Genomic DNA, 15,325 nt, shown 5'->3' with positions numbered 1-15,325 from the left:
GGCAGGCAGACATGGACAAGACTCTGTTTGAATACCTGCTGCGCCTGGGCGATTCGTCGCTGATCCTGTCGCAGCGCCTGGGTGCGTGGACCGGGCACGGCCCCATCCTGGAAGAAGACCTGGCGCTGACCAATACCGCGCTGGACCTGTTGGGCCAGGCGCGAATGTGGCTGACGCTGGCGGGCGAAGTCGAAGGGGCGGGCCGCGACGAAGACGCGCTGGCCTACCACCGCGACGCACACCAGTTCCACAACGTGCTGCTGGTCGAACGCGCCAATGGCAACTATGCCGACACCATGGCGCGCCAGTTCCTGTTCGACGTCTGGCACTACTTCCTGCTGCAACGCCTGGAGCAATCCTCCGACGAACGCGTTGCCGCCATTGCCGCCAAGTCCATCAAGGAAGTCACCTACCACGTGCGCCGTTCGTCGGACATGGTGGTGCGCCTGGGTGACGGCACCGACGAAAGCCACGCCAAGATGCAGGCCGCCATCGACGACGCCTGGCGCTTTACCGGCGAACTGTTCGCCGACGACGCCGTCGACCAGGACGTGGCCACGCGCGGCATCGGCTGCGAACTGGCCGCGCTGCGCGAACCGTGGCTGGCACACGTGCGCGAAGTGCTGCAAGAAGCCACGCTGACCGTTCCGGATGAAACCGCCGCCAATCATCTGGCCTACCGGGGTGGCCGCCAGGGCAAGCACACCGAAGCGCTGGGCTACGTGCTGGCCGAAATGCAGCACCTGCCGCGTGCCTACCCGGGAGCCACCTGGTGAACGCGCTGGCGCCCGTTTCCGCCGACCAGGTCTATGCCTGGCTGCACGAGGTCCCCGACCCGGAGATCCCCGTGCTGTCCGTGGTGGACCTGGGCGTGGTGCGTGAGGTGACCTGGGAGGGCGACACCTGTGTCGTCGTCATCACCCCCACGTATTCCGGCTGCCCGGCCATGCGCGAAATCACGCAGGACATCCAGCAGACGCTGGCGCGTCATGGCGTGGCCGACGTCCGTGTCGACACGCGCCTGGCGCCCGCCTGGACCACCGACTGGATGAGCGAAAAGGGCCGCGAAGCCCTTAAGGGCTACGGCATCGCCGCACCCGCCGAGCGCGCCATCGATATTTCGGGCATCAGCCGCCGCGCTGTCGCGCCCGCCATCGCATGCCCGCGCTGCGGCTCGCGCGATACGCGGATGGTCAGCAACTTCGGGTCCACGTCGTGCAAGGCGCTGTATCGCTGCGTGTCTTGCCGCGAACCCTTCGACTATTTCAAGACTCACTGAGAGCGGTTTCAAGATGAGCAACCAATTTCATTCCTTGAAGGTGGCCTCGGTGGCGCGCAACACGCGCGATGCCGTGGTGGTGACCTTCGATCTGCCCGACACGCTGTCCGACGAGTTTGCCTTCCTGCCGGGGCAGTACCTGACCCTGCGCACGCAACTGAACGGCGAAGAGCTGCGCCGCTCGTACTCGATCTGTTCCGCGCCGCACGACAAGCTGCTGCGCGTGGCCATCAAAAAGGTCGACGAAGGCGCGTTCTCCAGCTGGGCCAACCACGAGCTGCAACCCGGCCAGACGCTGGAAGTGATGGCGCCCGCCGGCAACTTCACGGTGGATTTCTCGCCCGAGAACCAGCGCCATTACGTCGCCTTCGCGGTGGGCAGCGGCATCACGCCGGTGTTCTCGCTGGTGAAAACCGCGCTGTCCACCGAACCGCGCAGCAAGTTCACGCTGTTCTTCGGCAACCGCGCGTCGTCGGCCGTGCTGTTCCGCGAAGAAATCGAAGATCTTAAGAACCTGTACATGGAGCGCTTCTCGCTGGTGTACGTGATGAGCCGCGAGACGCAGGACATTGAACTGTTCAACGGCCGCCTGGATGGCGACAAGGTCGATCAATTGATGTCGGCCTGGATGAGCCCCGAGGACATCGATTACGCTTTTGTCTGTGGTCCGCAGACCATGACCGAAAGCGTGGTCGAGCGGCTGCAAGCGCGCGGCATTCCGAAGTCGAACATCAAATTCGAATTGTTCGGCGCGCCCAAGGGGCCGCGCGCATTGCGCACCGGCCACGACGCGCCGCAGGCGCCGGGCAAGGGCCAGTGCGAGGTGACCGTGGTGCAAGACGGCCACAGCCGCATGTTTGTGATCGATAAGAATAAAGACAGCGTGCTGGACTCGGCGCTGGCGCAGGGAATCGAGCTGCCCTATTCGTGCAAGGGCGGCGTGTGTTCCACCTGCCGCTGCAAGGTCATTGAAGGCGAAGTGGATATGGACGCCAACTTTGCCCTGGAAGACTACGAAGTGGCGCGTGGTTTCGTATTGAGCTGCCAGAGCTTTCCGGTCAGCGACCGCCTGGTTATCGACTTCGACCAGGAAACCTGACGCGGCCCGTGCCAGTCAGACACCCCTTATTCATTGGAGAGACAAGCGTGTCCCAAAAATTCTTTGAACGTCACCAGCCCGTGCTGGAACAATCCCTGGCGGCGGCCGCGCTGCGCGGCTACTGGAGCCCCTTTGCCGAATCGCCCAGCCCGCGCAACTATGGCGAAACCGCCAACGACGACGGCCGCGCCGCCTTCGAATCCCTTAAGGGCAAGCCGTTTCCCTTGAACCTGCACGACGCCGACGGCACCGTGGGCGGCGAGAAATCGCCCTACGGTTTTGACCTTGGCATCACGTACCCGCATGTGCCGGTCGACAAGCTGATCAGTGCGTCCAAGCGCGCGCTGGAAGATTGGCGCCGCGCCGGTCCGCAAGCCTGGGTGGGCGTGTCGCTGGAAATCCTGGCGCGCCTGAACAAGCTCAGCTTCGAAATCGCCTACGCCGTGCAGCACACCACCGGCCAGGGGTTCATGATGGCCTTCCAGGCCGGCGGCCCGCACGCGCAAGACCGCGGCTTTGAAGCGGTGACCTACGCATGGCAGGAAATGTCGCGCATTCCGGGCGTGGCGATGTGGGAAAAGCCGCAAGGCAAGAACGACCCGATCCGCATGGAAAAGCAGTTCACCGTGGTGCCGCGCGGCGTGGCGTTGGTGATCGGCTGCTCGACGTTTCCCACGTGGAACGGCTACCCCGGTATGTTCGCCAGCCTGGCCACGGGCAACACGGTTATCGTCAAGCCGCACCCGGGCGCGATCCTGCCGCTGGCCATCACCGTGAAGGTTGCGCGCGAAGTGCTGCAAGAGGCCGGCTTTGACCCCGATGTGGTGTTGCTGGCCGCGCATGAAGCGGGCGACGACACGGCGCAGAAGCTGGCGCTGGACCCGGCCGTCAAGATCGTGGACTTCACCGGCAGCACCGCCAACGGCAACTGGCTGGAAGATAACGCCCGCCAGGCGCTGGTCTACACCGAGAAGGCCGGCGTCAACCAGGTCATCATCGATTCCACCGACGACTTGAAGGGCGTGGCGCGCAACCTGGCGTTCTCGCTGGCGTTGTACTCGGGCCAGATGTGCACGGCGCCGCAAAACATCTACGTGCCGCGCGACGGCATCAACACGCCCGAAGGCCGCGTCAGCTTTGACGACGTCGCCGCCGCCTTGGGCGTGGCATTGGAAAAGCTGGGCGCCGACGCCGCCCGCGCCGTGGAATTGACGGGCGCCATCCAGAACGACGGCATCGTCCAGCGCATCGAAAAGGCCCGCGCGCTGGGCCTGCCTGTGGTGGCGGACAGCAAGACGCTGACGCACCCGCAGTTTGAAAATGCCCGCGTGCGCACGCCGCTGCTGCTGCGTACGGAAGCCGGCAACGCCGCCATCAGCCAGGAATGGTTTGGCCCGATCGCCTTCGTGGTGGCCACGGACTCCACCGCCCACAGCGTCCAGCTGGCGCGTGACAGCGTCATTCAGCACGGCGCGCTGTCGCTGTCTGCCTACACCACCGACCCGCAAGTGGCCGACCAGGTGCAGGACGCGGCTGAAGTGTCCGGCGTGTCGTTGTCGCTGAACCTGACGGGCGCGGTGTTCGTCAACCAGACCGCGGCCTTCAGCGACTTCCACGGCACCGGCGCCAACCCGGCCGCCAACGCCGCGCTGTCCGACACCGCCTTCGTGTCGAACCGCTTCCGCGTGGTGCAAACCCGCCGTCACGTCTAAGCAGGGCGACGCTTATGAGCTACCAGGACATTCAATTTGATTTGTCGGGCGGCATCGCCCGCCTGACGCTGAACCGCCCGGACAAGCTGAACAGCTTCACGGCGAACATGCACGCCGAAGTGGCCGACGCGTTGACGCGCGTGGAAAGCGAAGGCGCGCGCGTGTTGGTGCTGACCGGTGCGGGCCGGGGCTTTTGCGCAGGGCAGGACTTAAGCGAGCGCAAGCCCGCCGAAGACGGCACGCCGCCCGACCTGGGCGAAACCGTCGACAAGTTCTACGCGCCACTGGTGCGCCGCCTGAACGCCTTGCCGATGCCCGTTGTGGTCGGCGTGAACGGCGTGGCGGCGGGGGCGGGCGCCAACCTGGCGTTCGCGGGCGACATCGTCATCGCCAAGGCGTCGGCCAACTTCATCCAGTCATTCTGCCGCTTGGGCTTGATTCCCGACACCGGCGGCACCTTTGCGCTGCCGCGACTGGTGGGCCGCGCGCGCGCCATGGGCCTGGCGATGCTGGGCGACAAGCTCAGCGCCAAGCAGGCCGAGGAATGGGGCCTGATCTGGCAGTGCGTGGCGGACGAGGAATTCGACGCCACGCTGGAACGGCTGGCGCAGCACTTTTCCACGGCGCCCACCAAGGGCCTGGCATACACCAAGCGGGCCATGCAGGCCAGCCTGGGCAATGACCTGTCGACGCAGCTGGACCTGGAACGCGACATGATGCGCGAACTGGGCCGTAGCGCCGACTACGCCGAAGGCGTCGCCGCCTTCCTGGGCAAGCGCGAACCGCAATTCAAGGGGCAATGATGACCGTGCACGTTCCCCCCATTGAAGCGCCCAGCGATCCGCAGGAACTGGCGCAGGCCGTTGGCACCGTGATGTACGCGGGCGACGCGGCCTCGCAAGGCCTGGACATGAAGGTCGAGGAAATGGCGCCCGGCTATGCGCGGCTGACGATGCGCGTGCGCGGCGACATGCTGAACGGGCACAAGACCTGCCATGGCGGCTTCATTTTCGCGCTGGCCGACAGCGCGTTCGCGTTCTCTTGCAATTCGCGCAACGTCAGCACCGTGGCGTCGGGCTGCACCATCGATTACCTGGCACCCGGCTTTGAAGGCGACTTGCTGACCGCCGTGGCGCAAGAGCGTTCGCTGGCCGGCCGCACGGGCGTGTACGACGTCACCGTTACCAACCAGGACGGCCGCAATGTCGCCCTGTTTCGCGGGCGGTCCTATCGCATCAAGGGCCAGATCGTGGGGGTTGCCGCCGAAGGCTGAGGATGATGGTCCAACGCCACTAGAACATTCGTCATCCACCAAAGATAGAACCCCGCGCGCCGACCGGACCGGCGTAAAGAGAAATTCAGGAGAGAGATAACCATGTCCAACACCATGAGCAAGCCGGGGCTGGACCCCATCGAGCATGCCAGCCAGGACGAGCTGCGTGCGTTGCAGCTTGAGCGCCTTAAGTGGTCGCTCAAGCATGCGTACGACAATGTTCCGCATTACAAGAAAGCGTTCGACGAAGCGGGCGTGCATCCCGATGACCTGAAGCAGCTGTCCGATATTTCGAAGTTTCCGTTCACGACCAAGAAGGAACTGCGCGACAACTATCCGTTCGGCATGTTTGCCGTGCCGCGCGAGCGTATTTCGCGCGTGCACGCGTCCAGCGGAACCACGGGCAAGCCGACGGTGGTGGGCTACACCAAGGGCGACCTGGACAACTGGGCGAACCTGGTGGCGCGCTCGATCCGCGCGGCCGGCGGCAAGCCGGGCGACACCGTGCACATTGCCTATGGCTACGGGCTGTTCACCGGCGGCCTGGGCGCGCATTACGGCGCCGAGCGCCTGGGTTGCACGGTCATCCCGATGTCGGGCGGGCAAACCGAAAAGCAAGTGCAGCTGATCAACGATTTCCGTCCGGACATCATCATGGTCACGCCCTCATATTTCTGCAATATTCTGGAAGAACAGCGCCGCCAGGGCATTGATCCGCGTCAAAGCTCGCTGCGTATCGGCATCTTCGGCGCCGAGCCGTGGACGGGCCAGATGCGCGCCGATATCGAGGCAGAAGCCGGTATCGACGCGGTGGACATCTACGGCTTGTCGGAAGTGATGGGGCCGGGCGTGGCCAGCGAATGCGTGGAAACCAAAGACGGCCCGGTTGTCTGGGAAGACCATTTCTACGCCGAGATCATCAACCCGGATACCGGCGAACCCGTGGCCGATGGCGAGGCCGGCGAATTGGTGTTCACGTCGCTGACCAAGGAAGCGATGCCGATCATTCGCTACCGCACCCGCGACCTGACCCGCCTGTTGCCGCCCACGGCGCGCAGCATGCGCCGCATCGGCAAGATCACCGGCCGCAGCGACGACATGTTGATCGTGCGGGGCGTGAACATGTTCCCGACGCAGGTGGAAGAACTGGTGCTGAAGATCGCCCAGCTGGCGCCGCATTATCAACTGGTGCTGTCGCGTACCGGCAATATGGACGAGCTTGAAATCCTGACCGAAGTGCGCGCCGAGTTCTCGGGGCTGTCGGAGGCCGAACGCAATAACCTGGGCAAGCAATTGCAGCATGCCGTGAAGACGCACATCGGCGTCAGCGCGCGCATCCAGGTGTCGGACGCCGGCCATGTGGAGCGCACCTTGACGGGCAAGGCGCGCCGCGTGATCGACAAGCGACCGAAGGTGGTTTGATCCGGTCCTTTCCGGTTTCAGCCGTCAATCCCAATAAAAAAGCAGCCGTCTGGCTGCTTTTTTTATTGGTATGACACCGGCGCATAGCCGCCAGGGCAGGGCGGCGCAGGCTACCGTGCCACAGCCAACGTACGCACGATGCGTCGATACCAGATGTGCAGCAGGATGGCGGATAGCGCCAAGCCCACCATCGCCATCAACCACATGCTGCCTGCGCCTTCGGGTGAGCCGGGCAGCAGCGCATTGCGGATACCGTCCAGACCGCCCCGGCCGGGGCCAAAGCCGAACCACCAGCCGCCGACCAGCCCCACGCCCGCCAGCGCCACCACCTGCAACAACAGCGGCACCACCGCCACCTTGTAGGCGCGCAGCAGGTACGAATTGATGCACTGCATGGAATCGAACAGGTGAAACAGCGGCAGCACGGCCAGCAGTGTCGTGGCCACGGCAGCCACGCCGATGTCGTCGGTGTACGCGGCCAGGATCAGGGGGCGCCCCACCAGCAGCACGGCGGCGGTCAGCAGTGCGCCGATCAGGCCCAACGCCAGCCCGGCCATGCCGGTGCGATGCGCGTGCGCAAGGTTGCCCGCGCCGATGGCCTGCGCGGTCAGCGCGGCGGTGGCCACGCCCAGCGCCATCGGCATCATGTAGCACAGGGCGGCCAGGTTCGACATGATCTGGTGTCCGCCCGTGACGTACGTGCCTTCGCGCGCCACCAACAAGGCCATGAAAGTAAAGGCCGACACCTCAACCAGGTACGAACCGCCCATGGGGATGCCCAGGCGCAGCAGTTCCTTCAAGGTCTTCCAATCGGGCTTGCCCACGCGCAGGTTGAAGCGGCGATAGAAGCGGTCATGCGTGATGACCCACAGGCCCAAGCCCAGGCTCATCCACGACACCACGGCGGTTGCCAGCCCCGCACCGGTGGCGCCCATGGCGGGCAGGCCCAGGTTGCCGTAGATGAACAGCCAGTTGAAAAACGCCTTGAATGCAATGGCGGACAGGTTGATCGCCATGACCAGCTTGGGCCGCGAAACCGAGGTGCCCAGCGCGTAGATGGTACGAAATACCAGCGCGGCGGGCAGGGCCAGCACCAGGGCCTGCAAGTAGGACCCGATCCGTTCGCGCACGCCCGGCGCTACATCGCCCGACATGGATAACCACACGTCCGGAAACAGCATCAGCACCGCGCCCACCACCGACAGGCCCAGGGCCAGCCAGACGCCTTGGCCCCAGCTGCGGCCGACTTCGTTGTTGTTGCCGGCGCCGAATTGCTGCGCAAGGATGGGGATCAGGGCGTGCACGACGCCCATCAATCCAACGAAAACCGTGATGTAGATAGAGGCGGACAAGGCCATCGCGGCCAAGTCGCTGGCGCTGGAATGGCCGGTCATGGCGGTGTCCAGCACGCCGAACGAAATGCCGGCCCACTGGCTGATCAGCACCGGCCACGCTTGTTTGGCGATGCCGCGCAGGGTGGCGCCGAACGAGATCGGCGCCGCGTTGACGGAATTCATCGGTTCGGGCCGACTCGCAGCAGTCGGAACACTTCCTGGCGATCGGCGCGGCGGCCTCCCTGCCACAAGACGTCGGCCCCGTCGCTATACGCGGCGGTGTTGTCGCGCAGGCTTTGGTTGTTGGTCTGTTGCAGGATCAACGTGCACTTCGCGTCGAACGTGAAGGTCAGGTTGTCAAAGATCAGGAACGAAGCGCGTTGACCGCTGCCCAGGCTCAGGCCGCGCACGCATTCGCCGGGCCGCGCGTGTTGCGCCAGTGCCTGCGCCAGTTGGCCCGACACCGTGCGATAGCTGCGCGCGTAGTCCACGGCGGGTTGCCACAGCAGCACCAGCAGGATCCACGTTACGGTCAGGCCGCCCGCGGACAGCACCGTGCCGCGCCACAGCGCTTGCGGGCGTACACGCAGGCGCCACACCACCAGCGCAATCCAGGCCACGGTGAAGATCACCGCCAGCGTGAAGGCGCCCCACGAAATGACGGGCTCGTAGCCGGTGGTCTGACGGGCGATATTGCGGGAAATCTGCGCCGGCCAATTGAAGTGCAGGGCTACCCAGCCAAGCCACGCGGTGGCCGCCGTCAGCGAAAAACACATGACGGCAAACCAGTCCAGCGTATTGACCACGCCACGGCGCAGCGTGGGTAACGAGAACGCGCCCAGCACGGCGCAGGGCACGGCCAGCATCACGTATTCGGAGTCGGACGCTTCTTCCAGTACGAACAGCACCAGTGCAGCGCAGACCAGCAGCATCAACGGCAGCCAGATGTGCGGGGCGTAGATCCACTCGCGCCAGCGCCAGACCGCCAGCAAGGCCAGCGGCCATGTCGGCCACAAGTACCAAGGCAGGTCGCGCAACGTGCGGCCCATGTCATGCCAGGTCGGCAGGGCGAATGACGTCAGATTCCAGGTCTTCCAGTTGCGGATCCAATACTGGCTGCTTTCGCTGGCCGGGATCCACCAAGCCAGAATCAGCGCTACCGTTACCAGCACCGCCCACGGCAGCCAGCGCTTGCATTTCCACAATTGACTGCGCGGATAGAACGCCAGCAGTGCGCCGATCATGATGGGAACCGCGCCCACCCAACCGCGCGTAAGGAAGCTTGCGGCCAGCGCGATTCCCAGCGTGGTGGTGCCGGTAACCGGCCGGTCGACGCTGCGCGCCAACGAATAAAAGGCCAGCGCCTGGCAGGCCATGATTGCGGGTACGACGGTGGTTTCGTGCGTGCGCTGAAGGATGCCCACGGTAGCCAGCAGCAGCAGCAGGGCGGCGTCGGCCAGCATGCGCCCGTAGTCACGCGGTTCGGGTTCGCCGCCAAAGGGCAGCGCCAGCGGCTGCGCTTCGCTACGGCGGCCCAGCAGGTAGGTGCCGTACCAGACACTGGCGGCCGTGATGCCGAACCACAGCAGGTTCGGCAGGCGGCCGGCGGTGATGTCACCAATGAACGGCCCGAACAACCAGATGCAGATGGCGCCCACCCAGGTAATCAGCGGGCCTTCTTCGGCATGGGCCAGCAGCCCGACCTGAGGCAGCAACCATGTGATGCCGCCCTCCCGGATGGCCGTGATCATCGTCGCCAAGCCAACCGCATCGTCCGTTTTCCACGGGTCGCGCATGAACAGGCCGGCCACGATATAGGCCAGCGCCAGGCCCAGCAGGATCAGCCTGGGAAGCTTCGCGGTTGCCACGGACGTGAGCCGGGCAGGAGTGGAAAAAGAAAGTGGGGACACGGGCGTTAATGTAACCGAGGGATCAGGTTGCGCCAGCCCCTGGCTTGCAAAAAAAGCAGGCGAGGGAGGAAAAAAAAGCAGCCCGGAGGCTGCCTTTTTGCTGTGACTCCCGTAGGAGCAACAGGATCAGGAAGCGGACTTGACCGTGCCGGCGGTACGGGCGAAGCGGGCGCGGAATTTTTCCACACGGCCGGTTTCGACGATACGCGTTTGAGCGCCCGTGTAGAACGGGTGCGATTCGGAGGTCACGTCGCACTTGAAGAGCGGGTACGTCTTGCCGTCGATTTCGACGGTTTCGCGCGTGTGCACGGTCGAACGGGTGATGAACTTGTTACCCGTTTGCAGGTCGGCGAAGACGACTTCGCGGTATTCGGGGTGAATGCCTTCTTTCATGGTGCTTATCCTAGGACCCGCCAAGGGGTCTTTCAAGTTGTAGGGTCGCCAGCCAGGACGCGTTATGCCGTTCACAGTAGAACGCCCACGCAAGGATTCCAGCCACGTATCCAAAAAGTAACCCCAAATTCTAGCACGGGTTTTTCCCGGTAGACCAGGGCGGGCAGGTCAGAATCGACAGCCCCGCCTGCGAGGCGCAAAAGGGGACGGGCCCTTATAGTTCCGTGCGCAGTTTCCAGATCTCGGGGAACAGGACGACATCCAGCATCCGCCGCAGGTAATCCACGCCGGACGTGCCACCGGTGCCGCGCTTGAAACCGATGACGCGTTCAACGGTTGTGACGTGGCGGAATCGCCACAGTCGGAACGCGTCTTCCAGATCGGTCAGTTTCTCGCCCAGCTGGTACAGGTCCCAATAACGGTCGGTATCGCGGTACACCGTCAGCCATGCGGCTTCCACGCCTTCCGACGATTCATAGGGCTGGGTCCAGTCACGGTCCAGGCGGTCCGCCGGCACGGCGATGCCATGGCGAGCCAGTAGCCGCAGGGACTCGTCATACAGAGAGGGCGCGTCGTACGCGCTGCGCACCTGGGCCAGCAGGTCTTCGCGGTGCGCGTGCGGTTTCAGCATGGCCGCGTTCTTGTTGCCCAGCAGGAACTCGATCTGACGGTACTGGTAGCTCTGGAAGCCGCTGGAACGCGCCAGGTACGGCCGCAGCGCCGAGTATTCGGGAGGCGTCATCGTCGCCAGCACATCCCAGGCATGAACCAGCTGCTCCATGATCTTGCTGACTCGCGCCAGCATCTTGAAGGCGGGTTGCAGCCGGTCGGCCGCCACGTTGGCGATGGCCGCGCGCAACTCGTGCAGCATCAGCTTCATCCACAGTTCGCTGGTCTGGTGCTGGATGATAAAGAGCATCTCGTTGTGCTCGGGCGACAGCGGATGCTGCGCGCCCAGCACCTGATCCAGATGCAGGTAGTCGCCGTAGGTCATGTCGCGCGCGAAATCCAGCTGCGCTTTTTCCTGATGGACGATGTCTTCGGGGCGGTGCGGGCAGCTCATGCTTGGCCTCCGTGGCAGGGCGGGGCGGCGCGGCGGGCCGAGGCAGGCAATGCGCGCCAGCCCGGCGCGCAGGAACGGGCGCGCGCAAACGCGACAGCGTGATCTAGGGAGAGGTTCATGGTCGTGCGTCTTTCAAGGCGGGCGGCCCGTATAAGGAGGCCGCCCGAAAGCCAGCGGACCAGCCTACAGTTCGCGCAAGACGGCGCGTACGGGGCTGGCATCGGCCTGGACCAGCGCCAACGGCAGGGCGATCAATTCATAATCGCCTTCGGGCACGTCATCAAGAACCAGATTTTCCAGTACCCGCATGTCGTGCCGCAAGATCGTGTGGTGGCTGTCCAGGGTCTTGCTGGACGCGGGGTCGATGCTGGCGGTATCCAACCCGATCAGCATGACGCCGCGTTCGGCCAGCCATTCGATGGTTTGGGGGGCGTAGGCCGAAAAATCGTCCGTCCACCAATCTTGCGCCGCATGCTTGGCGGTGCGCACGAGCACTCGCGGCGGCAGGTTCAGCGCTGCGTGCGCCAGGTGATCCGTGGTGATCAACGGGCCGCAATCTATCGCGTGGATGACGCGACAGGGGCCCAGAAAGGGTTCCAGCGAAACCGCGCCGATGGCGGCCGCGCCGTTCTGATAGTGCAGGGGGGCGTCGGCATGGGCGCCGATGTGCGGCGACAGCGTGATTTCACTGACGTTGACCGGACAGCCGGGCGTCAGCGACCATTTCCATTGCTGGCGGTACGGCGTGTCGCCGGGAAAAACCGGTGACGCCGTGGAGACGGGCGGGGATATGTCCCACAAGCGTTTCATCAGAAGCGTTTTCGTGTCGGCTGGAAAGTTCCAGCGAATTGTCCAGCGAATTGTCCAGCGCGAATAGGTTAAAGCCTAAAGCAATTCAGGGCGGTAGTCTAACGAAATCCGGCGGCGGCGGGCGCTGCCGCGTACGCCGTGTCGCCGAGCTACAGCCAGCCCATTTCCGCCATCGATATGACTGACGCGCCCGCCACGATAAGGTGGTCGACCAGTTTAACGTCCACAAGGGCTAGCGCCTGTTTCAGCTGTTGCGTGAAACCCCGGTCCGCCGCGCTGGGCTCGGCCAAGCCCGAAGGATGGTTGTGCGCGACGATCAGGGCGGCTGCGTGGTGGCGCAGGGCCTCTCGCACGACCTCACGGGGGTAGACCGACGCCTGCGACAGCGTTCCCCGCGCCAGTTCCCCCGTGGCGATCACCCGTAGCTGGTTGTCCAGATAGAGGGCAATGCAGTGTTCCACCCGCCGATGGCCCAGCGCCGTCAGGCAATACTGCTTTACCTGGCCGGGATGGCGCACAGAATGGGGCCGGGTCAAATCTTCTTCGACGGCGCGGCGCGCCAGCTCCAGCAAGGCGGCCAGGGTGCAGGCCTTGGCGGCGCCCAGGCCCGGAACGGCCATGAGTTCCTCGGGAGTAGCCCCCAAAAGGCCGCGCAGGCCGGAAAAGCGCTCCAGCAGCCGGTTGGACAAATCGACCACGTTAGTGCCCGGAATCCCCGTGCGCAGCCCCAGCGCCAGCAGCTCTGCGTCCTGAAGCGCGCCCGCGCCGTGACGCAGTAGCCGCTCTCGGGGACGCTCATGTTTTGCCAGCCGGACAGACAATTTCATATAAGGCTCTAAAATCAGGGTTTATCCAATATCCATACGGTGGCAGATCTTGAGCATCGCCTCTAATGAAGTGAACGTTTTTGTCCGTCCGGATTCCTACCTGACGCTGCATTACCGAATCACGCTTGCATCCGGTCCGGGCAAGGACTCTGTGTTCACGAATACTTTCGACGGCCGTCCCGGCACGCTGCAAATGGGCAGCGGCCAGTGGGCGCCTGGCCTGGAAGCCGCGCTGATCGGCCATGCCGAAGGCGAGAAATTCAGCGTCACCCTGGAACCCGCCGACGCCTACGGCGACCGCAACCCTGAGCTGATCCAACGTGTCACGCGGGCGATGCTTGCCGAGCACGCGGGCGCCGATGCCACGTTCGAGCCGGGCGACCTGGTCGAGTTCACCGCCCCCAACGGCGGCCGCTACTCGGGCGTGCTGAAAGAAATCAATGACGAGTCGGCGCTGTTCGACTTCAACCATCCGCTTGCGGGCGTCCGCTTGCAACTGGACGTGGCGCTGCTGGGAGTTCTCTGATGAGCAAGGCCGTTACCGCCTCCGACGCTGAAGTCCTGCTGGCGCAGCCGCGTGGCTTCTGTGCCGGTGTGGACCGCGCCATCGACATCGTCGAACGCGCGATCGAACTGCATGGCGCGCCGATCTACGTGCGCCATGAAATCGTCCACAACCGCTATGTCGTGGAAGACCTGCGTGCCAAGGGCGCCGTCTTCATCGACGAACTGGACGATGCGCCCCCGGGCGCCATCGTCGTGTTCTCGGCCCATGGCGTGTCCAAGGCGGTGCGGGCTGAAGCCGAGGCCCGCGGCTTGCAGGTGTTTGACGCCACCTGCCCGCTGGTCACCAAGGTCCACATAGAAGTGGCCCGCATGCGAGCCGCCGGCCGCGAGATCATCATGATCGGCCACAAGGGGCACCCCGAAGTCGAAGGCACGCTGGGGCAGGCGCAAGGCGGCATGTACTTGGTGGAAACGGTGGAAGACGTGGCGGGCCTGCAAGTCAGCGACCCGGAAAACCTGGCTTTCGTGACGCAAACGACGCTGTCCGTCGATGACGCGGCGGCGGTATCGCAGGCGCTGAAGGCCCGCTTTCCCAGCATTGTCGAGCCCAAGAAAAGCGACATCTGCTACGCCACCCAGAACCGCCAGGATGCGGTCAAGGTGCTGGCGCCCGAGTGCGACCTGGTGCTGGTCGTGGGCAGCCCGAACAGTTCCAACTCCAACCGTCTGCGCGAAGTGGCCGAACGCAAGGGCGTGGCGTCCTACCTGATCGACGGCGCGCAATCCATCGACCCGGCGTGGTTGGTTGATCGCAAACGCATCGGCGTGACGGCGGGGGCTTCGGCGCCTGAAATCCTGGTGCAGCAGGTGATCGACCGCGTCAAGGAATTGGGCGCAGTGTCGGTGCGCACCATGCCGGGCCTGGAGGAAAATGTGGCCTTTCCGTTGCCCAAGGGCTTGTCGCGCAAGTCCGCGCAGACGGAATCGCTGGGATAAGCCGGCGCCGCCCGCACGGCGGCACAGCGCTCAAAAAAACAAGGAGAAGACTTCATGCAGTTGTACAGCTACTTCCGCAGTTCGGCCGCGTATCGCGTGCGCATCGCCCTGAATCTGAAGGGCCTGACTTACGAATATTTGCCCGTGCACCTGCTGAAGGACGGGGGCCAACAATTGTCGGACGGCTATCGCAAGCTGAACCCGACGGCGCTGGTACCCACCTTGATTGATGGCGATGCGGTGATCGGCCAGTCCCTGGCTATCATCGAGTATCTGGAAGAAACGCACCCGCAGGCGCCGCTGTTGCCTGCCGACCCGATTGGCCGCGCGCGCGTGCGCGACCTGGCGCTGGGTATTGCCTGCGACACGCATCCGCTGAACAACCTGCGCGTGCTGAAGTACCTGAAGCACACGCTGGGCGTGGACGAAGCGGCAAAGACCGCCTGGTACAAGCATTGGGTGCATCAAGGCCTGGAAGCGCTGGAAGCCCAACTGGCACGTTCAAGCGCCACGGGCCGTTTTTGTCATGGCGACACGCCCACCATCGCGGACCTTTGCCTGGTGCCGCAGGTGGCCAATGCGCAGCGCTTCGAATGTGACCTTTCCGCGATGCCCAACGTGACGCGCATCGATGCCGCCTGCCGCGAGTTGCCGGCTTTCGCAAACGCCGCGCCGGGCAAGCAGCCCGACGCGGAGTAAG

Annotated in this window: 16 protein-coding genes; 10 read left to right on the top strand and 6 right to left on the bottom strand. The window is 64.5% G+C overall.

The annotated features are described in order from the left end of the window. The first annotated feature begins 11 nt into the window (after window positions 1-11). The 7 genes from paaC (at window position 12) to paaK (ending at window position 6,785) form a co-directional block, all read left to right on the top strand. On the top strand, window positions 12-776 hold the full coding sequence (gene paaC / locus V6F88_RS15005) for a 1,2-phenylacetyl-CoA epoxidase subunit PaaC (RefSeq protein ID WP_332610450.1): 765 nt from the start codon (window positions 12-14) through the stop codon (window positions 774-776). Then, a complete protein-coding gene (gene paaD, locus V6F88_RS15000) occupies window positions 773-1,279 on the top strand; it encodes a 1,2-phenylacetyl-CoA epoxidase subunit PaaD (protein ID WP_332610449.1) in 507 nt (168 codons plus the stop codon). The genes paaC and paaD overlap by 4 nt, the downstream gene beginning before the upstream one ends. A 13-nt stretch (window positions 1,280-1,292) precedes the next feature. Beyond that, window positions 1,293-2,378, top strand: a complete 1,086-nt coding sequence (gene paaE, locus V6F88_RS14995) for a 1,2-phenylacetyl-CoA epoxidase subunit PaaE (RefSeq protein ID WP_332610448.1) — start codon at window positions 1,293-1,295, stop codon at window positions 2,376-2,378. 47 nt (window positions 2,379-2,425) lie between these two features. After that, complete coding sequence (gene paaN / locus V6F88_RS14990; protein ID WP_332610447.1) at window positions 2,426-4,090, top strand: phenylacetic acid degradation protein PaaN; 1,665 nt, start codon at window positions 2,426-2,428, stop codon at window positions 4,088-4,090. A gap of 14 nt (window positions 4,091-4,104) precedes the next feature. Then, on the top strand, window positions 4,105-4,893 hold the full coding sequence (paaG, locus tag V6F88_RS14985) for a 2-(1,2-epoxy-1,2-dihydrophenyl)acetyl-CoA isomerase PaaG (protein ID WP_332610446.1): 789 nt from the start codon (window positions 4,105-4,107) through the stop codon (window positions 4,891-4,893). Continuing rightward, window positions 4,893-5,363 (top strand): hydroxyphenylacetyl-CoA thioesterase PaaI, encoded by a 471-nt coding sequence (gene paaI / locus V6F88_RS14980; protein ID WP_332610444.1) that lies wholly within the window; start codon window positions 4,893-4,895, stop codon window positions 5,361-5,363. Before paaG ends, paaI begins: the two co-directional genes overlap by 1 nt. A 102-nt stretch (window positions 5,364-5,465) precedes the next feature. Then, on the top strand, window positions 5,466-6,785 hold the full coding sequence (gene paaK / locus V6F88_RS14975) for a phenylacetate--CoA ligase PaaK (protein ID WP_332610442.1): 1,320 nt from the start codon (window positions 5,466-5,468) through the stop codon (window positions 6,783-6,785). Window positions 6,786-6,895: 110 nt separating this feature from the next. Here paaK and V6F88_RS14970 read toward each other — a convergent pair whose 3' ends face one another. From V6F88_RS14970 to radC, 6 genes are all read right to left on the bottom strand, one after another. Beyond that, the gene (locus V6F88_RS14970; protein ID WP_332610440.1) at window positions 6,896-8,302 is read right to left on the bottom strand and encodes an MATE family efflux transporter; all 1,407 of its coding nucleotides are present in this window, start codon (window positions 8,300-8,302) and stop codon (window positions 6,896-6,898) included. Next, window positions 8,299-10,029 carry an ArnT family glycosyltransferase gene (locus V6F88_RS14965; protein WP_332610438.1) on the bottom strand — a complete coding sequence of 577 codons (1,731 nt, stop codon included), beginning with the start codon at window positions 10,027-10,029 and terminating at the stop codon, window positions 8,299-8,301. Before V6F88_RS14965 ends, V6F88_RS14970 begins: the two co-directional genes overlap by 4 nt. 126 nt (window positions 10,030-10,155) lie before the next feature. Continuing rightward, a complete protein-coding gene (locus V6F88_RS14960) occupies window positions 10,156-10,422 on the bottom strand; it encodes a type B 50S ribosomal protein L31 (protein ID WP_006218255.1) in 267 nt (88 codons plus the stop codon). Between the two features lie 214 nt (window positions 10,423-10,636). Continuing rightward, window positions 10,637-11,485 (bottom strand): tryptophan 2,3-dioxygenase, encoded by an 849-nt coding sequence (gene kynA, locus V6F88_RS14955; RefSeq protein WP_332610436.1) that lies wholly within the window; start codon window positions 11,483-11,485, stop codon window positions 10,637-10,639. Window positions 11,486-11,668: 183 nt separating this feature from the next. Beyond that, the gene (kynB, locus tag V6F88_RS14950; protein WP_006218257.1) at window positions 11,669-12,295 is read right to left on the bottom strand and encodes an arylformamidase; all 627 of its coding nucleotides are present in this window, start codon (window positions 12,293-12,295) and stop codon (window positions 11,669-11,671) included. 149 nt (window positions 12,296-12,444) lie between these two features. Further along, on the bottom strand, window positions 12,445-13,122 hold the full coding sequence (radC, locus tag V6F88_RS14945; protein ID WP_332610435.1) for a RadC family protein: 678 nt from the start codon (window positions 13,120-13,122) through the stop codon (window positions 12,445-12,447). Between the two features lie 49 nt (window positions 13,123-13,171). On the opposite strand from radC, the gene V6F88_RS14940 reads away from it, so the two are divergent. From V6F88_RS14940 to maiA, 3 genes are read left to right on the top strand one after another with little or no spacing between them, the layout of a single operon-like run. Then, complete coding sequence (locus tag V6F88_RS14940; protein WP_006218259.1) at window positions 13,172-13,648, top strand: FKBP-type peptidyl-prolyl cis-trans isomerase; 477 nt, start codon at window positions 13,172-13,174, stop codon at window positions 13,646-13,648. After that, window positions 13,648-14,625, top strand: a complete 978-nt coding sequence (gene ispH / locus V6F88_RS14935) for a 4-hydroxy-3-methylbut-2-enyl diphosphate reductase (RefSeq protein ID WP_332610434.1) — start codon at window positions 13,648-13,650, stop codon at window positions 14,623-14,625. Before V6F88_RS14940 ends, ispH begins: the two co-directional genes overlap by 1 nt. Window positions 14,626-14,679: 54 nt before the next feature. Continuing rightward, the gene (gene maiA, locus V6F88_RS14930) at window positions 14,680-15,324 is read left to right on the top strand and encodes a maleylacetoacetate isomerase (RefSeq protein WP_332610433.1); all 645 of its coding nucleotides are present in this window, start codon (window positions 14,680-14,682) and stop codon (window positions 15,322-15,324) included. The last annotated feature ends 1 nt before the right edge of the window (window position 15,325 follow it).

This window comes from Achromobacter sp. ESBL13 (assembly GCF_036668755.1).
Taxonomy (GTDB): Bacteria; Pseudomonadota; Gammaproteobacteria; order Burkholderiales; family Burkholderiaceae_B; genus Achromobacter.
The sequence above is the reverse complement of the archived record's forward strand: the minus strand, read 5'-3'. Positions and strand labels throughout refer to the sequence as shown.